The organism is Flavobacterium sp. W21_SRS_FM3 (assembly GCF_052113625.1).
GTDB lineage: Bacteria > Bacteroidota > Bacteroidia > Flavobacteriales > Flavobacteriaceae > Flavobacterium.
On record NZ_JBGQOD010000005.1, the window covers coordinates 171845 to 192879 of the forward strand.

A 21035-nucleotide genomic window follows, 5' to 3' on the forward strand; every position below is an offset into this window, starting at 1 on the left:
ACTAACCTAAAACCAATGAATAGTACAATCCGAATTAAATTATCTATCATGATGTTCCTAGAATTTTTTATCTGGGGCGCCTGGTTTGTAACTCTAGGAACTTATTTAGCGATAAATTTGCAAGCCTCCGGTTCAGAGACCGCTTCTGTTTTCTCAACACAATCGTGGGGAGCTATTATAGCTCCATTTATTATCGGATTAATTGCTGATCGTTATTTTAATGCAGAAAAAATATTAGGAATTTTACATTTAGCTGGAGCACTGTTAATGTATCAAATGTACCAGTCAGTAGATATTGGTATGTTTTACATCTATGTTTTAAGTTATATGATTTTATATATGCCAACATTAGCACTTGTAAATTCAGTTGCTTTCAACCAGATGAAAGACCCAGAGAAAGAATTTCCAAACATTAGAGTTTGGGGAACCATAGGCTGGATACTGGCTGGATTATCTATCAGTTACTTATTTCATTGGGATTCTTCTGAGAATGTAACACAGGGACTATTAAAAAACACTTTTTTATTGTCTGGAATTGCAGCACTATTATTAGGTCTTTTTAGTTTTTCTTTACCAAAAACTCCTCCTAAAGTAACTGCAGACGAAAAGATTAGAGTAAGTGATTTATTAGGTTTAGACGCCTTAAAATTATTAAAGGACAAAAATTTTGCGATATTTTTCATCTCCTCTATCCTAATATGTATTCCCCTAGCCTTTTATTACCAGAACGCCCACCCTTTCTTAACAAGCGCAGGGATTGAAAATCCTACAGGTAAAATGGCTATCGGACAAATCTCAGAAGCTTTATTCTTATTATTAATTCCCGTTTTCTTCGTAAAATATGGTTTTAAGAAAACAATTTTAGTTGGTATGTTAGCCTGGGCAATTCGCTATGCTTTATTTGCTTATGGGAATGGTGGTGAATTAAGTTTTATGCTTATTATAGGTATTGCTTTACATGGTATTTGTTACGATTTCTTTTTTGTTTCGGGTCAAATCTATACCAACTCAAAAGCGGGTGAGAAATACAAGAGTGCTGCACAAGGGCTTATCACCCTAGCTACTTACGGTGTAGGTATGTTAGTGGGGTTTGCTGTCGCTGGCTGGATAACGGATAATTATAAAATGATAGACGGTACCATTAACTGGCAAATGGTGTGGATCATTCCAGCAGGAATCGCATTTGCAGTATTTTTAATTTTTGCTCTATTATTTGATTCAAAAAAAGAAAAAGAAATCAGGACCGTTTAAAGTCACTATTATGAATTTACCTATAAGTAGAAGATCAGTTATAAAAGGTATAATAGCAGGTACGGCGACATTAGGAGTGCCTTCAAGTTTATCAGCATTTGCAATAGCTGCGGAAGAGTTGCCTATAAATACGGGAGTTTTAAAAGGTAAAATTAACCACTCTGTTGCCCGCTGGTGTTTTAATGATATTGACTTAGATACGCTGTGTAATGCAGTAAAAAAAATGGGGATCAAGGGTATTGATTTAGTGGGACCTAAAGAATGGCCAATACTACAGAAATATGGTCTCGATTCGCCAATGTGTAATGGAGCCGAAATAAATTTAGTTGATGGTTTTAATGACATACAATTTCATGAGCAGCTAATTCAAAATTATACTGAGATGATACCACTTGTGGCCAAAGCGGGATATAAAAACCTAATTTGCTTCAGCGGGAATAAAAGAGGTAAAACTGATGAGGAAGGGTTGACTAATTGTGTTCTTGGTCTAAGAAAACTACTTCCTATTGCTGAAAAACATGGAGTAATTTTAGTTATGGAATTATTAAACAGTAAAATTAATCATCCTGATTACCATTGTGACATTACTGCTTGGGGAGTAGCATTAGCTAAACGGTTAAATTCAGATCATTTTAAATTGTTATATGATATCTACCATATGCAAATCGATGAAGGTGATGTTATCAGGACTATACGGGACAATCATAACTATATAGCCCATTATCATACTGCTGGCGTACCAGGACGAAATGAAATTGATGAAACACAAGAATTGAATTATAGCGCCATAATGAAAGCTATCCATGACACTGGATTCACTGGTTATGTTGCACAAGAATTTATACCATTAAATAAGAATAAGCTTGAATCGCTACAAAAGGCAATAACAATTTGTGATATTTAACGACTTTAACAATAGAACTCATGATAAAAAGAAGAGATTTTTTAATAAATAGCGGATTGGCCCTTGGAGCTATAGCCATTGCTCCATCGTTTGCATTTTCTTTAAAAAAGAAAGCCATTGGAATTCAATTGTGGACGTTACGTGACACCCTGCCTAAAGATGTAAAAGGCGTCTTGGAACAAGTGGGGAAAGTAGGATTTAACGAAGTTGAGACATTTGGTTTTTCACCAACGAATGGCTTCTTTGGTACCTCAGTAAAAGACTTCAAAGCAATATTATCTGATAACGGTTTAAAGGCAACGAGTAATCATTTTGATTTCAATGGATATATTGAAAATGGTAATACTGATGCACTACAGTCATATACCGAAGCTGCTAACATTTTAGGAAGCGAATACATCACGGTACCTTACATTGTTGAAAATCTAAGAGGTAAAAGTGGTGATGATTATAAAAAATTAGCTTTAAAAATTAATAAAGCCGCCGAAATTTTTAAAAGTGCCGGAATAAAATTAGCCTATCACAATCATGATTTCGAATTTGAAAAATTTGGGTCTACTAATGGTTATGAAATTTTGCTTAAGGAGACTGATAAGAGTTTAGTTGATTTTGAAATGGACCTGTATTGGGTGGTGCGATCGGGGAATAATCCTCTAGAATTATTTAAGGAACATCCTGGACGTTTTAAAATGTGGCATGTAAAAGACATGGATAAAGTTAACCCTGATTTTAATGCTGAAATTGGAACTGGAACACTTGATTTTAAAGCTATATTCGCACAAGCAGAACTGTCAGGGATGAAGCGCTTCTTTCTTGAGCATGAAAGTAATTACCTTCCTAATCCTATAGAATCTGCAGCTGCAAGTTACAACTATATCAAAAAGAATTTAATTTAAGATAAATAAAAGAGGGATGCTAATAAGCATCCCTCTTTTAAATTATTTACTTCCAAAGATTTTGATATAAAATAGGACAAACTTTACCCATTGTTTCTGGTTCATCTACATTCCATGCAAATTTTAAAATTGGATAATTTTCATCATTAGTGGTAAAATTATCGTAATCAATATAGCTAAACAATTCTTCGCCAGTAGTATTTTTAAAAGCGTTCATTGCTACATACCACATTCCTTCAAATTCATACACTTCTTTATCTTTTACGACTTCTTTTAATAACGAGTCTGGATTTGCTTTAGAAGCGTAAAATACTTCTTTACCTCTTGATATCAACCAACATCTAAAGTATTCAAATCCACCATCTGAGCATCCTTGATTCATAATATAAGCAGCACACCATAATTCTTGATTATAGGTGTCATAAAGTAATTTATCAGTTCTTAAACGAAAACCTATCATCTCATAAGGGGACATTTTTTCGATTTCCGAAATTAAAAATAGCTCTTGATCTTCCTGATTATCTGTTTGCTTTAATGAGTTTGCAATTATAGCCCAGTAACTGTCTTCATCAAGCATTTTACTAGACTTGGTTAAAACTAAAGAATCTTCTGTAGCCTCAACCGTAGCAATATTTTTTAATGCATCATTCGGTTTTAATTTTGACTTATCAGTACTATTTTGCCCATGACTAATTGTACATGAAAATAAAAAAAGAGAAAATGCAATAATTGTATTTTTCATAAAACAGCTGGAATAGTATTGTTGGTTTATCCAATTCCTTTGTAAAATTAGCAAAAATTATTCTGTAATATCAAATCCAGCCACATAAAAATTTGGGTCAATATGTAGCTGAGAATTTTCGTCTTTTACTGAGGTAGTATTCCATTCTGTAGTAGGTTTCAACCAATTCTCGTTACCATCAATCATTACTTTAAGAGGCATATTAAAACCACTAACACAGTTGGTCCAGCGAAAACTAACAATATTACCTTTGATAAAATACTCTAAAGTTGGAATTCTTGTATCTCGCAGATATTGATTGAAAATGGTTGTTAAGTCAATCCCCACAGCAGTACTCAGGTAATCTTCGATTTGTTTTGAGGTCACTGTTTGATGGTAAAAAGTACTATTTAAACCTCTTAAAATAGAGCGCCATTTTTCGTCACTATCAACAATTTGTCGGATGGTATGCAACATGTTTGCACCTTTATAGTACATATCGCTTGACCCTTCATTATTCACATCGTACTGACCGATAATGGGTTTGTCGTTTTCTATGTTTTTTCTGATGCCGCGTACATACTCATAACCTGCCTCTTTACCATAGTAATATTCGACAAAAAGACTTTCAGAGTAATTTGTGAAACTTTCATGTATCCACATATCAGCTATATCTTTATAGGTAATGTTATTAGCAAACCATTCATGTCCCGACTCATGAATAATGATGAAATCAAATTTCAATCCCCAACCTGTACCGCTCAAATCACGACCTCGATAACCATTTTTATAACCATTACCATAAGTCACAGAACTTTGATGTTCCATCCCTAAATAAGGTGCTTCCACTAATTTATAACTATCTTCATAAAAAGGATAAGGACCAAACCAGTGTTCAAATGCCTGCAACATTCTAGGAACATCCTTGAACTGTTCTTTGGCTTTAGCCAAATTGTCCTTTAAAACATAGTAATTGCAATCCAAAACCCCTTTTTCGCCCTTATATTTTTCGGAAAAGGAAACATAATCACCAATGTTTATATTTACTCCATAATTATTAATCGGGTTGGTCACGATCCAGGTATAAGTTTTTGTACCGTCTTTTAATTTTTTCACACTTTCTAACCTACCATTGGAGACATCCATTAAATCACCTGGAACATTTACACTTATCGTCATTCCTTCCACTTCATCATACATATGGTCCTTATTTGGCCACCAAACACTGGCGCCTAAACCTTGACAAGAGGAGGCAATAAACAGCTTTCCATTAGCGTCTTTTTTCCACGTAATTCCTCCGTCCCATGGTGGATTCACAGCAACTTTGGGTTTTCCGCCATAAAAAACAACAAGCTCTTTTGTACTGCCTACTGTTTGTTTTGAAAGTAGTTTTATAAAAAAGGCATTACCCTCTCTTGTAAATTCTAATGGTTTTCCATCCTGAATAACGCGCGTGATTTCCATTGGCTTTTGCAAATCAATTTGCATGTTATTGTATGCGTCTAATACTTTATATTGAATAACGTTAGAACCTGTTATGGTGCTGTCTATAGGATTTACTTTAATATCTAAATGATACTTTTTAACATCCCACCAAGCACGTTCTTTAGTAATGCTTCCGCGAAGTGAATCTTGCCTATTAAAAACCATTTCAGATTTGTTTAAAAGACCTTGAGCACTTAACGTATTGAAAGTTAGAAAAGCAGTGAGGAAGTAATAATTGTTTATTTTCATGGATCGAAACTTTACTTTTTTTCCATTACAAATGGATATGAATGTTATTAAATTATAGATTTTCGATGAACTTAGAAAGTAAATGCACTCCATAAGCAGTAGCATGTTTATTTTTTGAGAACTCATCATTACCAAAAGCCACTCCAGCAATATCTAAATGTGCCCAAGCCGTATGCTCTTTAGTAAAGTATTCTAAAAATTTAGCAGCAGTTATAGCCCCTGCTAATGGTTTACCACTGTAATTCTTTACATCTGCTATTTCGCTTTCAATATCTTGATTATAAGCTTCCCAAAGAGGCAAAGGCCACATTCGCTCACCAATGCTATCACCGGCAAGTTGCAAAGCTCCTGATACTGATTGATTGTTAGTGAACAATGCTGCACACTCATGACCAAATGTTCCCATGCTACTTCCTGTTAAAGTCGCTATGTCTACTAAATAGTCAGGACTAAAATTTTTAACCATATACGATATTCCATCAGCTAAAATCAAGCGTCCTTCAGCATCTGTATCAATTATTTCAATGGTCTTTCCACTATAACTTTTTATAACATCACTTGGCAAAAAGGATTTACTACTCACTGCATTTTCCGCACAGGGAACAATGGCTGTTACTTTGACATGAAGTTGCAGGTCGGCAATTAATTGCATGGCCCCAAAAACTGCTGCGCCACCTGCCATATCACATTTCATATCGAGCATTCCTGCTGTTTTGATATTGAGGCCTCCTGTATCAAATGTGATACCTTTACCCACTAATCCAATGTGTTTAACATCCTCTACAGGTTCTTTTGGCTCATAACTCATGATGATAAACTGCATTTCATTTTGACTGCCTTTACCTACAGATATAAAAGCTTCTAATCCTTCTATTTCGCAGGCTTCTAATCCCAAAGCGGTCACTTTAAAACCATATTTGCTTCCTTTGTCTACTGCCCACTCAGTTAAATATTTTGGCGTAACATAGTTAGGAGGTAAATCTACTAAAGTCAAGGTTTCTAACTGTGCTCTGGCAATTTTAATAGCTTTATTTATGGTGGTAGAAAAGTTGGTTTCTGATAATATGTGCAATTCAAAATCAGATTCTAAAAAGGGGTGTTTGTCCTGTTTTTTATAATGACCAATATTGTAAGTTCCTAATACTAATCCTGAAAGACTTGCCTCAACTTGCTCGTCAGTAAATTCTTTTGGCAAAGCCAATGCTGTTGCCTTTGTAAAAACTTCTTTCTGCTGAGATGCTACTCTTCTAAATATGGTTTTTAATGATTTATAGTCAATCTCTTTTCCTAAACCTAAAAACACATAGGTATTCCCCTCTTTTTCAGCTAAATAAGAACTATCTATTTTACCATAAAAAACTTTTGATGAAATTTCTACATTCTCAAATTTTATCGGAATCAAGTTTTTTGCAGTCGTTTCAAATACAGGAATTATGATTGTTCCAGAAAAACCCTTTAAGCTATTTATTTGTGTTGTTTTCATACTTACTTTTAATTGAGTTATTCACCATCCGTTCTTACAAGTACAAGAACAATTGTAGGTGTTAAAATACTAAGTAAATATAGTTTATTGCTTTTGAAAGAAAAACAAAACCCAATAATAAATCAATTTACTATTGGGTTTTATGTTTAAAAAACTAAGTATTAGATTCTTATTTTTGACGACTTTTTAAAACTTGAACAACATCTTCCAATTCAAATCCTTTGGCTTGCAAAAGAATTAAATAATGAAATAACAAATCAGCACTTTCACTCAAGAACAACTCATCATTGTCATCTTTAGCTTCAATAACCACTTCTACCGCTTCCTCACCCACTTTTTGAGCAATTTTATTCATGCCCAACTTGAATAAAGATGCCACATAGCTTTTTTCAGAATCTGCGTTTTCTCTTCTTGTTTTGATAGTTTGTTCTAAGTCAGATATAAATCCATAATCCGATTTATTTTCTGTTTGCCAGCAAGTATCAGCACCTGTATGACAAGTTGGTCCCTCAGGTTTTGCTTGTATCAATAAAGTATCACCATCACAGTCATTTTTAATAGCAATCAAATTTAAAAAGTTACCACTCTCCTCACCTTTTGTCCAAAGTCTTTGTTTGGATCGACTAAAAAAAGTTACTTTTTGCGTGTCAATTGTTTTTTGATATGCTTCGGCATTCATGTAACCCAACATTAAAACCGTTTTTGTTTCGCTGTCTTGTATAATTACTGGAAGTAATCCATCTGCGCTTTTTGAAAAATCGATGTTCATTTTATCTTATTTAATGATTAAAAGAATCAAATACGGAAAGATTTTTAGATCTGACCTTTTTGTTCTTTTTTCTAAGTTCTATAATCGCACTGCGATATTATTATTTCTCAATTCTTGTTTCAAGGTTTTGATTTCAATTTCTTTAAAATGAAAAACACTTGCTGCCAAGGCTGCGTCTGCTTTCCCTACTTTGAAACTATCTACAAAATGCTGTATGTTCCCCGCTCCTCCTGAAGCTATTATTGGGATATTAATTAATGTTGCTAATTTAGCCAAAGCTTCATTAGCAAATCCGTTTTTAGTTCCGTCATTATCCATTGACGTAAACAGTATTTCTCCTGCACCTCTTTCGGCTACTTCTACTGCCCAGTCAAACAAATTTAATTCTGTAGGTAATTTTCCACCTACTAAATGTACGATCCACTGCCCGTCAATTTGTTTAGCATCAATAGCAACAACTACACATTGGCTTCCAAATTTACCAGCCAAATCATTAATCAACTGTGGATTTTTTACCGCTGATGAATTGATGGAGACTTTATCGGCTCCGTTTTGCAACAAGACTTCCACATCTGCTACAGAGGAAATGCCGCCACCTACTGTAAACGGAATATTAATTGTAGCAGCAACTTCTCGAACCAAATTAACTAATGTTTTTCGTCGTTCTTCCGTTGCGGAAATGTCTAAAAAAACCAACTCATCAGCTCCTTCATCAGAGTAAATTTTAGCTAATTCTACAGGATCACCAGCATCACGCAAATCTACAAAATTTACACCTTTAACTGTACGACCATTTTTTATATCTAGACAGGGGATTATTCTTTTTGTTAACATCTCTTTTAATTTGAAAATTTGAAAATTAAAAAATTTGAAAATGCATTATCTCATTTTCAAATTTTCACATCTTCAAATTATTTAGATTCTAATATGTATTGTTCCAACTGTTTTAACGAAATCCTTCCTTCATAAATTGCTTTTCCTATGATAGTTCCTTCACAACCTAGTTCAGCTAATTTAGGTAATTCATCGAAAGTAGAAATTCCACCAGATGCAATTAATTTAATTCCTTGGGCTTCCGCCAAAATTTTAGCGTACAAATCAAAAGAAGGTCCTTCTAGCATTCCGTCCTTTGCAATATCAGTGCAAATAACGTACTGGATTCCCTTAGATTGATACTCTTGAATAAACGGCACTAAATCTTCGTTTGACTCTTCTAACCATCCTGAAACAGCTACTTTTTCATTATTTGCATCAGCACCAAGAATTATTTTATCAGCTCCGTATTCTGCAATCCATTTTTCAAAAATCGCTCTGTTTTTTACAGCAATACTTCCACCTGTGATTTGATTGGCACCACTTTCAAAAGCAATTTTCAAATCGGTATCCGACTTTAATCCTCCTCCAAAATCAATTTTTAAACTCGTTTGAGTCGCAATTTGTTCCAATATTTTATAATTGACAATTTTGCTTGATTTCGCTCCGTCAAGATCTACTAAATGCAAATATTCGATTCCGTGAGCTTCAAATGATTTCGCCACTTCAAGCGGATTTTCATTGTATATAATTTTTGTATTGTAATCTCCTTTTGATAAACGGACACATTTTCCTTCAATGATGTCTATGGCTGGTATTATTCTCATTTTTTTTATTTAAAGATTTAAAAATTGAAGAATTTAACGATTAGCAATTTTGAACTTGGTAGTACCCGATTCAGAATTTTTTAATCATTACATCTTTCCATCTTTTAATTTTAGAAAATTTCCTAAAATTTTCTCTCCTACATCACCGCTTTTTTCTGGGTGAAATTGGGTTCCGTAAAAATTGTTTTTTTGTAATGCCGAAGCATATTCGACTTCGTAATTTGTGGTAGCAATAGATTCAGCGCAATATGGAGCATAAAAACTGTGTACTAAATACATATACTCGTCTTCTGAAATGTCTTTAAACAAATCTGATTTCAAGTTATAAATCGTATTCCAACCCATTTGTGGCACTTTAACTTTTGTAGAAAATTTTAGAACATCTACGTCAAAAATTCCCAATCCTTTTGTGTTACCTTCTTCAGAACTGTTGCACATCAATTGCATTCCTAAACAAATTCCCAAAACAGGTTGCGTCAACGTTGGAATCAACGTATCTAAACCACTTGCTAGCAACATTTTCATCGCCGAGCTTGCTTCGCCCACACCTGGAAAAATCACTTTATCGGCTGCTTTTATTTCTTCAGGATTATTACTCAAAACGGCTTTATATCCTAATCTTTCGATAGCAAACATAATGCTTTGAATGTTTCCTGCTCCGTAATTAATAATTACTATTTTCATGTATTTAGTTTCAGGTTTAAAGTTTAACATTTAAAGTTCTACATAGAACCTGAAACATTGAACTTTGAACTAATTTTTACAACATTCCCTTCGTTGAAGGCAAAATCATTTTCTCTGTATCACGTTTAACCGCTACTTTTACAGCTTTGGCAAAAGCCTTAAAAATCGCTTCAATCTTGTGGTGCTCGTTTTGTCCTTCGGCTTTAATATTGATATTAGCTTTAGCCCCATCTGAGAAAGATTTAAAAAAATGCAAGAACATCTCTGTAGGCATTTTTCCTACCATCTCCCGTTTGAATTCAGTTTCCCAAACCAACCAATTTCTACCTCCAAAATCAATAGCTACTTGTGCTAAACAGTCATCCATTGGTAAACAAAAACCATAACGCTCAATACCTAATTTATTTCCCAATGCTTTTGCAAAAACTTCTCCAAGGGCAATTGCTGTATCCTCAATGGTATGATGTTCATCTACCTCTAAATCACCTTTTACAAGAATTTCTAAGTCCATTTGTCCGTGACGGGCAATTTGGTCGAGCATATGGTCAAAAAAAGCGATTCCAGTTTCAATTTTACTTTTCCCTGTACCATCAAGGTTTAAATTAATAAAAATGTCCGTTTCATTGGTTTTTCTTGAAATTGTAGCTGAACGAGCTTCCAGTTTAAGGAACTCATAAATTACCTTCCAATCAGTTGATTGCAATGTTATAACATCATTTAATTCCTCACGTTTCGAAGCTATTTCAGTACTTCCAGCACCTTCGCTCGTGTTCATAAAAATGGCTTTTGCACCAAGATTTTTGGCCAATTCTACATCGGTTAAACGATCTCCTAATACAAATGAATTAACCAAATCATAGGCTGGATTGTCAATATATTTCGTCAACATTCCCGTTCTTGGCTTGCGCGTTGGAGCATTGTCTTCCGGAAAAGAACGATCTACAAAAATATCGTCAAAAAGAATCCCTTCATTCTCAAAAGCTCTCAAAATAAAATTTTGTGTAGGCCAAAATGTTTCTTCTGGAAAACTATCTGTTCCTAGTCCATCTTGATTGGTCACCATCACTAATTCATAATCCAATTCATTGGCAATCTTGGCCAAATATTGAAATGATTTTGGATAAAATTCTAATTTATCTAAACTATCTAATTGATATCCTTCTGGTTCTAAAACAATCGTTCCATCACGATCGATAAAAAGTACTTTTTTCATTTTTATTTTTCTTTTGACAGTTAGCTGATCGCAACTAATGCATCCATTAATTTTTTATTTTCTTCAATAGTTCCAATTGTCAGACGCAAAGTATTTTCACAAAGTGGCTGTGTGGTTCTGTTTCTGATGACAATTCCTTCAGCTATTAATTCATTATATCTTTTAGTGGCATCATCAACTTTAATTAAAACAAAATTAGCTTCCGTTGGATAAATTTTAGAAACAAAATTGACTTCTTGTAATACTTTAAGTAAATCATCTCTTTGTATTATAATTGAGTCAATTTCTAATTGTATTTTTTCTTTGTCTGCCAATCTTTCTAATGCCCTTTGTTGTGTTAATTCATTAACATTATAAGGAGGCTTAATTTTATTTAAAATAGCAATTACAGCAGCAGAAGCATAACAAATTCCCAAACGGATTCCTGCTAAACCATATGCTTTTGATAATGTTTGCGTAATAACCAAATTTGGATATTCGTCTAATTCATTCAACCAACTTGGTTTCTTTGAAAAGTCGATGTAGGCTTCATCAATAACTACTAAGCCCTTAAAATTTTGTAATAAGGTCACCACACTTTCATCAGCAAAAGAATTTCCTGTTGGGTTGTTAGGCGAACATAGAAAGATCATTTTTGTATTCGTGTCTACAGCTCCAAGAATTGCATCAATCTCCGGCTGGAAATCAGTTGATAGTACTACTTCTCTATTTTCTACCGCATTAATATTAGCCAGAACACTGTACATTCCGTAAGTAGGTGGTAATGTAATGACGTTATCAACCTTTGGCTCACAAAAAGCTCTGAACAATAAATCCAATACTTCATCGCTACCATTTCCTAGTAAAACTTGATCAGTTTTTAGGTTTCTTTGTTTTGCCAAAACTGCTTTTACACTAGTTTGTTGTGGGTCTGGATATCTATTTACACCATTTTGATACGGATTTTCATTGGCATCCAAAAAAATCATTTGAGCCACATCAAAATCTTTAAATTCATCACGTGCTGATGAATACGGTCTCATGGTTTTGACGTTCTCACGAACTAAATTATTTAAATCGAAATTCATCGTTTACTCTTTAAATTTTTAAATCTTTCAATCTTAACGTTACCGCGTTCTTATGTGCTTGTAATCCCTCAGCTTCAGCCATAATTTCAATGGCGCTACCAATATTTTGAATTCCAATTTTAGATATCTTTTGGAAAGTCATTGATTTAGCAAAACTATCTAAGTTAACACCGCTATAGTTTTTAGCATAACCGTTTGTAGGCAACGTATGATTTGTACCTGAAGCATAGTCTCCTGCGCTTTCGGGCGTATAATTCCCAATAAAAATCGAACCAGCATTTTCTATTCCGTTGACATAAAAATCATCGTTTGCCGTGCACACAATAAAGTGTTCTGGTCCGTATTCATTGATTAAGTCTAAGGCAATCGTATCGTTTTGAACGTAAATCAATTTGGAATTAGCAATCGCTTTCTCTGCAATTTCTTTACGAGCTAATTGCTCTAATTGAAGTTGAATCTCCTCTTCAACTGCATCTATTAGCTTTTTAGAAGTCGAAACTAAAATCACTTGGCTATCCGTTCCGTGTTCTGCTTGTGACAACAAATCTGAAGCTACAAAAGCCGGTACAGCCGTATCATCAGCCACAACCAATAATTCCGAAGGTCCTGCTGGCATATCTATAGCAACGCCAAATTGGGTTGCTAATTGTTTAGCTACAGTTACAAATTGGTTTCCTGGTCCAAAAATTTTATACACTTTAGGAATACTTTGCGTACCAAAAGTCAAAGCTGCAATAGCCTGTATACCACCTACCTTCACTATTTTAGTTACTCCACACAGTTGCGCAGCATATAAAATAGCCGGATTTATAGTTCCTGTTTTGTCTGGAGGTGAACACAAAACAATCTCTTTACAGCCCGCAATATTTGCAGGAACAGCCAGCATTAAAACAGTTGAAAACAAAGGTGCAGTTCCTCCAGGAATATACAAACCAATTTTTTGAATTGGTCTTTTTTCTTGCCAGCATTGCACACCTTCAACGGTTTCTACTTCAACTTTAGGCGTTTTTTGAGCAGCGTGGAATTTTTCGATATTACTTTTAGCTAACTGAATCGCTTCTTTTAATTCAGCCGGAACAACAGCTACTGCATCTTCAATTTCTTGCTTAGAAACTTCTATGTTATCACAACTTACACCGTCAAATATCGAAGTGTATTTGGCTACAGCTTCATCTCCCTTTTTCTGAACTTCTTTAAAAATTTCTTTTACCGTAAGTTCAATATCGTCAACCGTTTTTGTAGGTCGCTCTAATAAAGCTGACCAAGTATCTGCTGTGGGTTCGTATATTTTATTCATTTAATTTGATTTAAAGATTGAAAAATTAAAAGATTGAAAAAATAATTACTTAAAGTACCATTTTCTCAATTGGGCAAATCAAAATCCCTTCGGCTCCTGCCTCTTTCAATTGATCGATAACATCCCAAAAAGTATCTTTATCAATAACTGAATGTACACTACTCCATCCTTCTTGTGCTAATGGTAAGACTGTTAAACTACGTAGTACCGGAAGAATTTTTCCTACTGCATCAATTTTATCATTGGGAACGTTCATCAAGATGTATTTTGATTTTCTAGCTCTTAAAACAGATTCAATTCTGAACTTTAAAGTATCTATTAATTTTTGAACATCGGGAGTCACTTTAGGAGATACCGCTAACACTGCTTCACTTTTATAAATAATCTCTACTTCTTTCAGGTTGTTTTTAAACAAAGTACTTCCGCTAGAAACGATATCTACAATTGCATCAGCTAAACCTATATTTGGCGCAATTTCAACTGAACCAGAAATTTGGTGAATATCCACATTGACACCAAATGATTTAAAATAGTCAATAACTGTATTGGGATACGAAGTAGCAATACGAAGTCCATCTAAATCCTGAATGGAATTGTATTCAAATGCTTTAGGAACTGCTACAGAAACTTTGCATTTTGAAAATCCAAGTTTCTGAACTACTTGAATTCCTTTTCCTTTTTCTACTAATAAATTATCTCCCACAATAGCAATATCTACTACTCCATCAATCAAATATTGAGGAATATCAGAATTTCTTAAATATAAAACTTCAAGGGGAAAATTAGACGCTTCAGCTTTTAACTGATCAATTCCGTTATTTATAGAAATTCCGCAATCTTTTAGGATTTGAATACTGTCTTCGTTTAAGCGTCCTGATTTTTGAATTGCAATTTTTAATGTACTCATTTTTTTGTTTTTTTACTAGTTATGCTTGAGTACAATATGAGGCAATAAAAAACCCGTTTGATGTACTCAAACGGGTTTTTAAATATGATGACTTACATACATATCATTAACACATCGCTTGAGAGCAATAATGAAAATGATGGTGATGTAATTGTATTGTAAACATGATTGTTTTTTTTATTATGCAAATATAAGTGCTTTTTTGATTCAAAAGCAATTATTATTTTAACTTAATGATACTTTTTTGTTAAACCTAATGTTCATCTTCGTGGTCAAGCACAGCATCAGTATCTATATTTTCCTTTGTAATCGTACTGTCTAGTGCATTTTTTCTAATTTCGGTGTGACGAATTTCACCACCAGAATTGCCCACTAAAGAACCTACAACTGTTGCGCCGATAGCTAAAACTAAGGTGATATAAGAAAGTATGGAGGCATATTTATGCTTTTTGATCGCAGTGTAAAGAGATAAAATACTGAACAGGCCTGTTGCATATAACAGTATTGCCAATTTTTCAGCTAATTCTTCATGCTCATGAATAATTTGATGCCCTATGTTTGGCATATCTTCAACGAGCTCCTCGGCTCCTTCTCCTGTTGCCATGCTTGCAAATGCAAAAATTGCAGCAACTAGAAACAGTACATACGCAGTAAACTTAAGAGTATTGTTTTTAAATACAAATCCAATAATTAATATTCCTAGACCAAAAATAGTTCCTATGATAGGAAAATGGTTGACAAGCATGTGTAAGTGTGCATCATTCATAATAGTATATTTATAATGGTGAATTAATAGGTAACAAACCTAATACATTTATTTCGCTAATAAAACATTGAACATATAATCATTCCGTCCCTTAATTAAAACAACAAGCAGTAAAACAAAACACAAATAACGATCTCTCCATCTTATCAAACAAATCAAACTTTATCTACTTATTAATCACAGTAGCAATCTCTCTACAACTAATTGATTAAATCAAAAACCCCTTTAATTAGAATTTTTGAGGCAGCACTAATTTGGTTGTTGGGTAAAACTTCGGAATATTTATCGGAGCGTGCTCCAATTTTTACAGCTACTTTCTCAAAAAAATAACTATTCTCTTTATTTTCCTTTAATAAAAGTACGAAGTTTTTATTGTTTTCAGTTATTAGTGCTTCATTAGGAATAGCTAAACCTTTTTTTGAATCAACTACAATCCCTGCTTCAACAAACATTCCAGTGATTAAACTTTGTTTAACATTCTCTTCTAAGTGGCCATGAACATTGATGGTTCTATCATTGCCTTCAATCGATTTTCCCACTAAATGTACTTCAGCATTAAATACCTCTTTTGAGGCTTCAGGAACAGTAAAATTTATTTTTTGACCTACTTTTACTTTTAAAATATCTTTTTCAAAAACAGATAATTCCAAATGCAAATGATCTGTTTGTATAATTTCTAATAAGACGTCGGTAGGACCAACATACATCCCTGCATTAGCATTCATCACCACAATATCACCAGATATAGGCGAGAAAATAGTAATAATGGAGGTTAGTTGCCCTTGCTCAACCTTAGCAGGATTGATATTCAACATCTTTAGCTTTGCTCTAAGACTTTGGTACATTGCTTTCGTTCTTCGATACTCACTCTCTGCTTTCAAATAGTTCTTTTGTGAAGTTATCTTCTCGTCGAATAAAGTTTTTTGGCGATCATATTCTGATTTTAAATACTTGATTTGTTCAGCAACGTCAAGATATTCCTTTTGAATATCTAGAAAAGCGGTATTTTCAAGTGTTAATAAGGCTTGTCCTTTTGTTACTTTGTCTCCTACTAATAGTCTAGTCGATTTTACATTCCCACCAACAAACGTGGTCACTTGAGCTCTGTTTTGTGGCGGAACATCTATTTTACCTGATGTTTTTACGGTAATATCAAATTCTTGATCTGAAGGATTGGCAATTTCCATTCCTGCGGACTTAAACTGCTGTACAGTCACTGCTGTCAGATTATCATCTTTAACTATAGCTTCCTCTTGCTTGGCTTCTTTACAAGAGAACAAAATTACTGACAACGTTAATAGGTATATAAATTTATTCATTTTTAGATTTTTAGTAATTAAGGTATTGGGAATCAAGTTCTGTAATATTGTATTGTAGCACATTGGCTAAATATTCCACTTGGATGGCAGTTGCGTTTTCTAAACTTTGGATGTATTGAAAAAAGTCAATTTCGCCATGTTTATGGCTCATATTTCCAACCTTAATAATTTCATCTGATAACTTTTTCCCGTATTGATTATAGTAATTTATGGCTTGCTGGTATTTTGCTAATTCGTTCTTTTTTTGGACTAAATAACTGTCCATTTTTAACTCTTCGTTCTGTTTTTGTTGTTCCCAACTTTGTAATTCCAGTTGAGCTACTTTAGCTTTGGATACATTTCCTGAGAACAGAATAGGTAATCCTAAACCCACCTGAAAACCATTTAACGACTTTGATAATCCTTTATTTGAACCTCTGAAATAGTCCAAATGTACATCAGGTAACCAGCTTTGTTTTTGCAGATTTACTTGACTTTTATAATTATCTGTAATTCTCTCTAAATAATCACTATATGAAGATTTAACTGACTCATTGGTTGAATTAAGCAAAGGCGCAATTTCTATGCTTTTAACCACTATATTTTCATCAGATTGGATTAAAGATTTTAGCACATTATACTGTATAAATTTATCATTTTCTAGCTGTGATAATTTAGTTTTTATTTGTCGAAATTTAGCTTGGGCCGTTATTTTTTCTAGATAATTAGTTTCTCCTAATTCAAAACGTCTGTCACTTGCTTTGGAAAAATTTTGATACAAACTATCCAGATAATGGTACAGTTTTTCTTGATGCTGCAAATACACAATTTGATAATATGCCTTGGATATTTCTAGGGACAATTTATTTTTTTGAATTTCATAATGGGCTTTTTCTTTTTCATATTCTGTGGTATTAAGCTTTTTTTGAGCGTTATATACTGTGGGAAAAGAAAAACGTTGCTGCGCTCCAAAAATCTTTAACGGTTCATTATTAAATGCAATATTATTTTGATCGTAATTGTAGTAAACAGTGGTTTTATCAAACGTATAAGCAGTTTTAATGTTTGCCTGATGCTTATCAACTTGCAATTGAAAAGCTTTTAATCCTTTATTATTCGCAATACCGCTTTGAATCAAACTTTCTAATTCAGAGTTCGGATTTTGAGAAAATGAAACAGTAGCACTCAATAAAAACAATATAGTATAAGTTGTACTTTGATGTTTTTTAAACTTTGGTTTTTTAAACTCTTTTTTATCAAATACTTTAAATAAAATTGGTAAAACCACCATGGTTAAAATAGTTGCAGTAAACAAGCCTCCAATAACAACTGTTGCTAAAGGGCGCTGCACCTCAGCTCCTGCCGAGGAAGAGATTGCCATTGGTAAAAAACCTAGCGCTGCTGCTGCCGCAGTTAACAAAACGGGACGTAATCTATCTGTCGTTCCTTTTAAAATTAGTTCGTCAATATTTTTCATTCCCTGATGTTTTAATTCTTTAAAATGTTCGATCAATACAATTCCGTTTAAAACAGCAATTCCAAATAAGGCAATAAACCCGACTCCAGCCGAAATACTAAAGGGTAAACCGCGTATCCATAAAAATAACACACCACCTACTGCCGAAAGCGGTATCGCCGAATAAACCATTAACGCCTCTTTGATAGAACCGAAGGCAAAGTACAATAAGATAAATATTAAAAATAAGGCAATAGGAACCGCAATCATCAATCTTGCTTTAGCACTTTGCAAGTTTTCAAATTGCCCTCCATATTGCACATAGTATCCTGCGGGTAATTTAATTTGAGTGTCAACAATTTTCTGAATATCAGTAACAACACTTTGTAAATCTCTATTTCTCACATTGATTCCTACGACAATTCTTCTATTGGTATTGTCTCTAGATATTTTGGCTGGTCCTTCGGTATACTCAATGTTTGCTAGTTCTTGTAACGGAATTTGTTGCCCATTAGAAGTGGATACATATAGGTTTTTTAGGTCATTTATGTCTTGTCGATTGGATTGATCCAAACGGATTACCATATCAAAACGTTTTTCACCTTCAAATACATTTCCTACCGTTTTCCCTGCAAATCCCAGCGCAATCATATCATTTAAGTCGGAAATATTCAACCCATAACGGGCTATTTTAGATCGGTCATAGCGTACTGTCATCTGAGGCAAGCCTTCCGTTTTTTCAATAATGACATCTGATGCGCCTTCGACATTTGCTATAGCTTTTTTAATCTCGTGCGCTTTTCTGGCTAAAACATTTAAATCTTCACCAAACACTTTTACCGCGACATCAGATCGTGTACCTGAAATTAATTCGTTAAAACGCATTTCAATCGGCTGCGTAAATTCAATTTCCATATTTGGAATCTGTTTTTCGATAGCGGTTTTAATTTTATCTGCGAGTTCATCTTTGCTCGATGCAGAGACCCATTCTGATTTTGGCTTAAGCTTTACAATTACATCACTTTCCTCCATACTCATAGGATCTGTAGGTACCTCTGCAGCTCCTATCCTACTGACAACCTGCTGTACTTCTGGGAAATTTTTAAGAATAATTTGCTCTATTTTAGTAGTCGTAGCAATTGTTTTTGTTAGTGATGTTCCCGTTTTTAAAACTGGCTGAATTACAAAATCCCCTTCGTCTAAGGTGGGAATAAATTCTCCTCCCATTGTTGCAAATAATACTACTGCCATCAGCAGTAATCCAACAGCACCATACAGCACCTTTTTAGTATTCGTTAATGCCCAAGTAATAATGGGGAGATACCAAGAATTTAATTTTCGTATTAATTTACTAGAAATAGAATTTGGGTTCTCTTCTTTTGGTTTTAAAAATAAAGAAGAAACTACAGGAACATACGTAAAACAAAAAAGCATCGCTCCCACTAAAGCAAAACTAAAGGTCATAGCCATAGGCTTAAACATTTTACCTTCAATACCAGATAGAGAAAGAATGGGTATAAAAACAATTAAAATAATCAGCTGTCCAAAGATGGCTGAATTCATCATTTTTGATGCACTTTTATACGTTATTTGGTCAATCTGAACTTGTCTGTCTTCTTTAGAAAGTGGACCTAACTGAGCGGATTTACTGGCAATTTGAAAAGCAATAAACTCTACGATAATTACTGCTCCATCAATGATAATTCCAAAATCTATGGCTCCTAAGCTCATTAAGTTAGCATCAATTCCAAATATATTCATCAGTGAAATAGCAAAGAGTAAACACAAAGGAATTACCGAGGCAACAACTAATCCCGAACGCCAGTTCCCTAACAATAAAACCACAACAAAAATAACTATCAAACAGCCTAAAATTAAATTTTCGGCTACGGTAAATGTTGTTTTGCCTACTAATTCGCTTCGTTCTAAAAAGCCATTGATATAAACACCTTCAGGAAGTGATTTTTGAATTATAGCTATCCTATCTTTAACATCGTTTATAACTTGCTTAGAATTAGCTCCCTTAAGCATCATTACTTGGCCTAGCACTTTTTCGCCTTCTCCATTACCAGTTATGGCGCCAAAACGATTGGCAGATCCAAAACGAACTTCGGCAACATTTTTAATATAAATAGGCAGACCGTTACTGTTCTTAACAACAATATTTTCAATATCCTGTAGCGATTTAACCTTTCCTTCTGCTCGAATAAAATAGCTTTGATTGATTTTTTCAATATAAGCACCACCAGCAATACTATTATTTTTTTCGAGCGCTGTGAAAACATCGGTAGTACTGATGTTCATCGCCTTTAAATTGGATGGCTTTATAGCAATTTCATATTGTTTTAAAAAGCCTCCCCAGGTATTAATTTCCACCACTCCTTTTATACCAGATAGTTGGCGTTTTACAACCCAGTCCTGTATTGTTCTTAAATCAGTTACTGAATATTGACTTTTGAATTGTGGTTTTACTTCAAGTGTATATTGATAAATTTCCCCAAGTCCAGTTGTAATGGGGCCCATTTCTGGGGAGCCAAAGCCTGCTGGAATTTTCTCAGAAGCTGATTTGATTTTTTCGGCAATTAATTGTCTGGGCAAATATGTTCCCAAATCATCATCAAAAACAATAGTAACGACAGATAATCCAAATTTAGAAATAGATCTGATCTCCTGTACTCCAGGCAAATTAGCCATTTCAATTTCGACTGGATATGTAATGTATTGTTCAATATCTTGGGTAGCCAGATTACGAGAAGTTGTAATTACCTGCACCTGATTATTAGTCACATCAGGTACCGCACCAATGGAAATTTGAAAGATGGAGTAAACTCCAAAGGCAAAAATCCCTAAGGTAAATAGTAAAACAATGAGTTTGTTTTTAAGACTAAAAGCAATTATTTTTTCGAGCATTTTAACTTTATTTTATCTTTCAAAAATACAGTGAAAATG

At 33.9% G+C, this 21035-nt stretch carries 17 protein-coding genes; 3 read left to right on the forward strand and 14 right to left on the reverse strand.

Features of this window, described 5'->3' with window-relative positions; genetic code table 11:
* Positions 1-15: 15 nt before the first annotated feature.
* Genes ACEN2K_RS09815 through ACEN2K_RS09825 form a run of 3 tightly spaced genes read left to right on the forward strand, consistent with a single transcriptional unit; the run spans position 16 to position 3051 of the window.
* Positions 16-1251 (forward strand): MFS transporter, encoded by a 1236-nt coding sequence (locus ACEN2K_RS09815; protein WP_441759154.1) that lies wholly within the window; start codon positions 16-18, stop codon positions 1249-1251.
* 10 nt (positions 1252-1261) lie between these two features.
* Positions 1262-2155, forward strand: a complete 894-nt coding sequence (locus ACEN2K_RS09820; RefSeq protein WP_441759155.1) for a hydroxypyruvate isomerase family protein — start codon at positions 1262-1264, stop codon at positions 2153-2155.
* A 20-nt stretch (positions 2156-2175) separates the two neighbouring features.
* Positions 2176-3051, forward strand: coding sequence for a sugar phosphate isomerase/epimerase family protein (locus ACEN2K_RS09825; protein ID WP_441759156.1), 876 nt, complete (start codon positions 2176-2178; stop codon positions 3049-3051).
* 46 nt (positions 3052-3097) lie between these two features.
* Here ACEN2K_RS09825 and ACEN2K_RS09830 read toward each other — a convergent pair whose 3' ends face one another.
* The 14 genes from ACEN2K_RS09830 to ACEN2K_RS09895 all read right to left on the reverse strand — a co-directional run bounded on the left by ACEN2K_RS09830 (position 3098) and on the right by ACEN2K_RS09895 (position 20996).
* Positions 3098-3793 carry a DUF4240 domain-containing protein gene (locus tag ACEN2K_RS09830; RefSeq protein ID WP_441759157.1) on the reverse strand — a complete coding sequence of 232 codons (696 nt, stop codon included), beginning with the start codon at positions 3791-3793 and terminating at the stop codon, positions 3098-3100.
* 57 nt (positions 3794-3850) lie between these two features.
* On the reverse strand, positions 3851-5506 hold the full coding sequence (locus ACEN2K_RS09835; protein WP_441759158.1) for a M1 family metallopeptidase: 1656 nt from the start codon (positions 5504-5506) through the stop codon (positions 3851-3853).
* A 52-nt stretch (positions 5507-5558) separates the two neighbouring features.
* A complete protein-coding gene (locus ACEN2K_RS09840) occupies positions 5559-6989 on the reverse strand; it encodes a leucyl aminopeptidase family protein (RefSeq protein WP_441759159.1) in 1431 nt (476 codons plus the stop codon).
* 169 nt (positions 6990-7158) lie between these two features.
* A complete protein-coding gene (gene hisIE, locus ACEN2K_RS09845; protein WP_441759160.1) occupies positions 7159-7758 on the reverse strand; it encodes a bifunctional phosphoribosyl-AMP cyclohydrolase/phosphoribosyl-ATP diphosphatase HisIE in 600 nt (199 codons plus the stop codon).
* 78 nt (positions 7759-7836) lie between these two features.
* Positions 7837-8592 carry an imidazole glycerol phosphate synthase subunit HisF gene (hisF, locus tag ACEN2K_RS09850; RefSeq protein ID WP_441759161.1) on the reverse strand — a complete coding sequence of 252 codons (756 nt, stop codon included), beginning with the start codon at positions 8590-8592 and terminating at the stop codon, positions 7837-7839.
* Between the two features lie 77 nt (positions 8593-8669).
* Entirely contained in the window at positions 8670-9398 is a 729-nt protein-coding gene (gene hisA / locus ACEN2K_RS09855) for a 1-(5-phosphoribosyl)-5-[(5-phosphoribosylamino)methylideneamino]imidazole-4-carboxamide isomerase (protein ID WP_441759162.1), read from the reverse strand.
* 87 nt (positions 9399-9485) lie between these two features.
* Entirely contained in the window at positions 9486-10082 is a 597-nt protein-coding gene (gene hisH, locus ACEN2K_RS09860; RefSeq protein WP_441759163.1) for an imidazole glycerol phosphate synthase subunit HisH, read from the reverse strand.
* Positions 10083-10158: 76 nt separating this feature from the next.
* The gene (gene hisB / locus ACEN2K_RS09865; RefSeq protein ID WP_441759164.1) at positions 10159-11295 is read right to left on the reverse strand and encodes a bifunctional histidinol-phosphatase/imidazoleglycerol-phosphate dehydratase HisB; all 1137 of its coding nucleotides are present in this window, start codon (positions 11293-11295) and stop codon (positions 10159-10161) included.
* A gap of 20 nt (positions 11296-11315) precedes the next feature.
* Positions 11316-12362, reverse strand: a complete 1047-nt coding sequence (gene hisC / locus ACEN2K_RS09870) for a histidinol-phosphate transaminase (RefSeq protein WP_441759165.1) — start codon at positions 12360-12362, stop codon at positions 11316-11318.
* A gap of 10 nt (positions 12363-12372) precedes the next feature.
* Positions 12373-13659: a histidinol dehydrogenase gene (hisD, locus tag ACEN2K_RS09875; protein ID WP_441759166.1), complete on the reverse strand. Its 1287-nt coding sequence runs from the start codon at positions 13657-13659 to the stop codon at positions 12373-12375.
* A 49-nt stretch (positions 13660-13708) separates the two neighbouring features.
* Positions 13709-14566, reverse strand: a complete 858-nt coding sequence (hisG, locus tag ACEN2K_RS09880; RefSeq protein ID WP_441759167.1) for an ATP phosphoribosyltransferase — start codon at positions 14564-14566, stop codon at positions 13709-13711.
* 253 nt (positions 14567-14819) lie between these two features.
* The gene (locus tag ACEN2K_RS09885; protein WP_441759168.1) at positions 14820-15332 is read right to left on the reverse strand and encodes a hypothetical protein; all 513 of its coding nucleotides are present in this window, start codon (positions 15330-15332) and stop codon (positions 14820-14822) included.
* 200 nt (positions 15333-15532) lie between these two features.
* Positions 15533-16651 carry an efflux RND transporter periplasmic adaptor subunit gene (locus ACEN2K_RS09890; RefSeq protein ID WP_441759169.1) on the reverse strand — a complete coding sequence of 373 codons (1119 nt, stop codon included), beginning with the start codon at positions 16649-16651 and terminating at the stop codon, positions 15533-15535.
* Between the two features lie 10 nt (positions 16652-16661).
* On the reverse strand, positions 16662-20996 hold the full coding sequence (locus tag ACEN2K_RS09895) for a CusA/CzcA family heavy metal efflux RND transporter (RefSeq protein ID WP_441759170.1): 4335 nt from the start codon (positions 20994-20996) through the stop codon (positions 16662-16664).
* Positions 20997-21035: the final 39 nt, after the last annotated feature.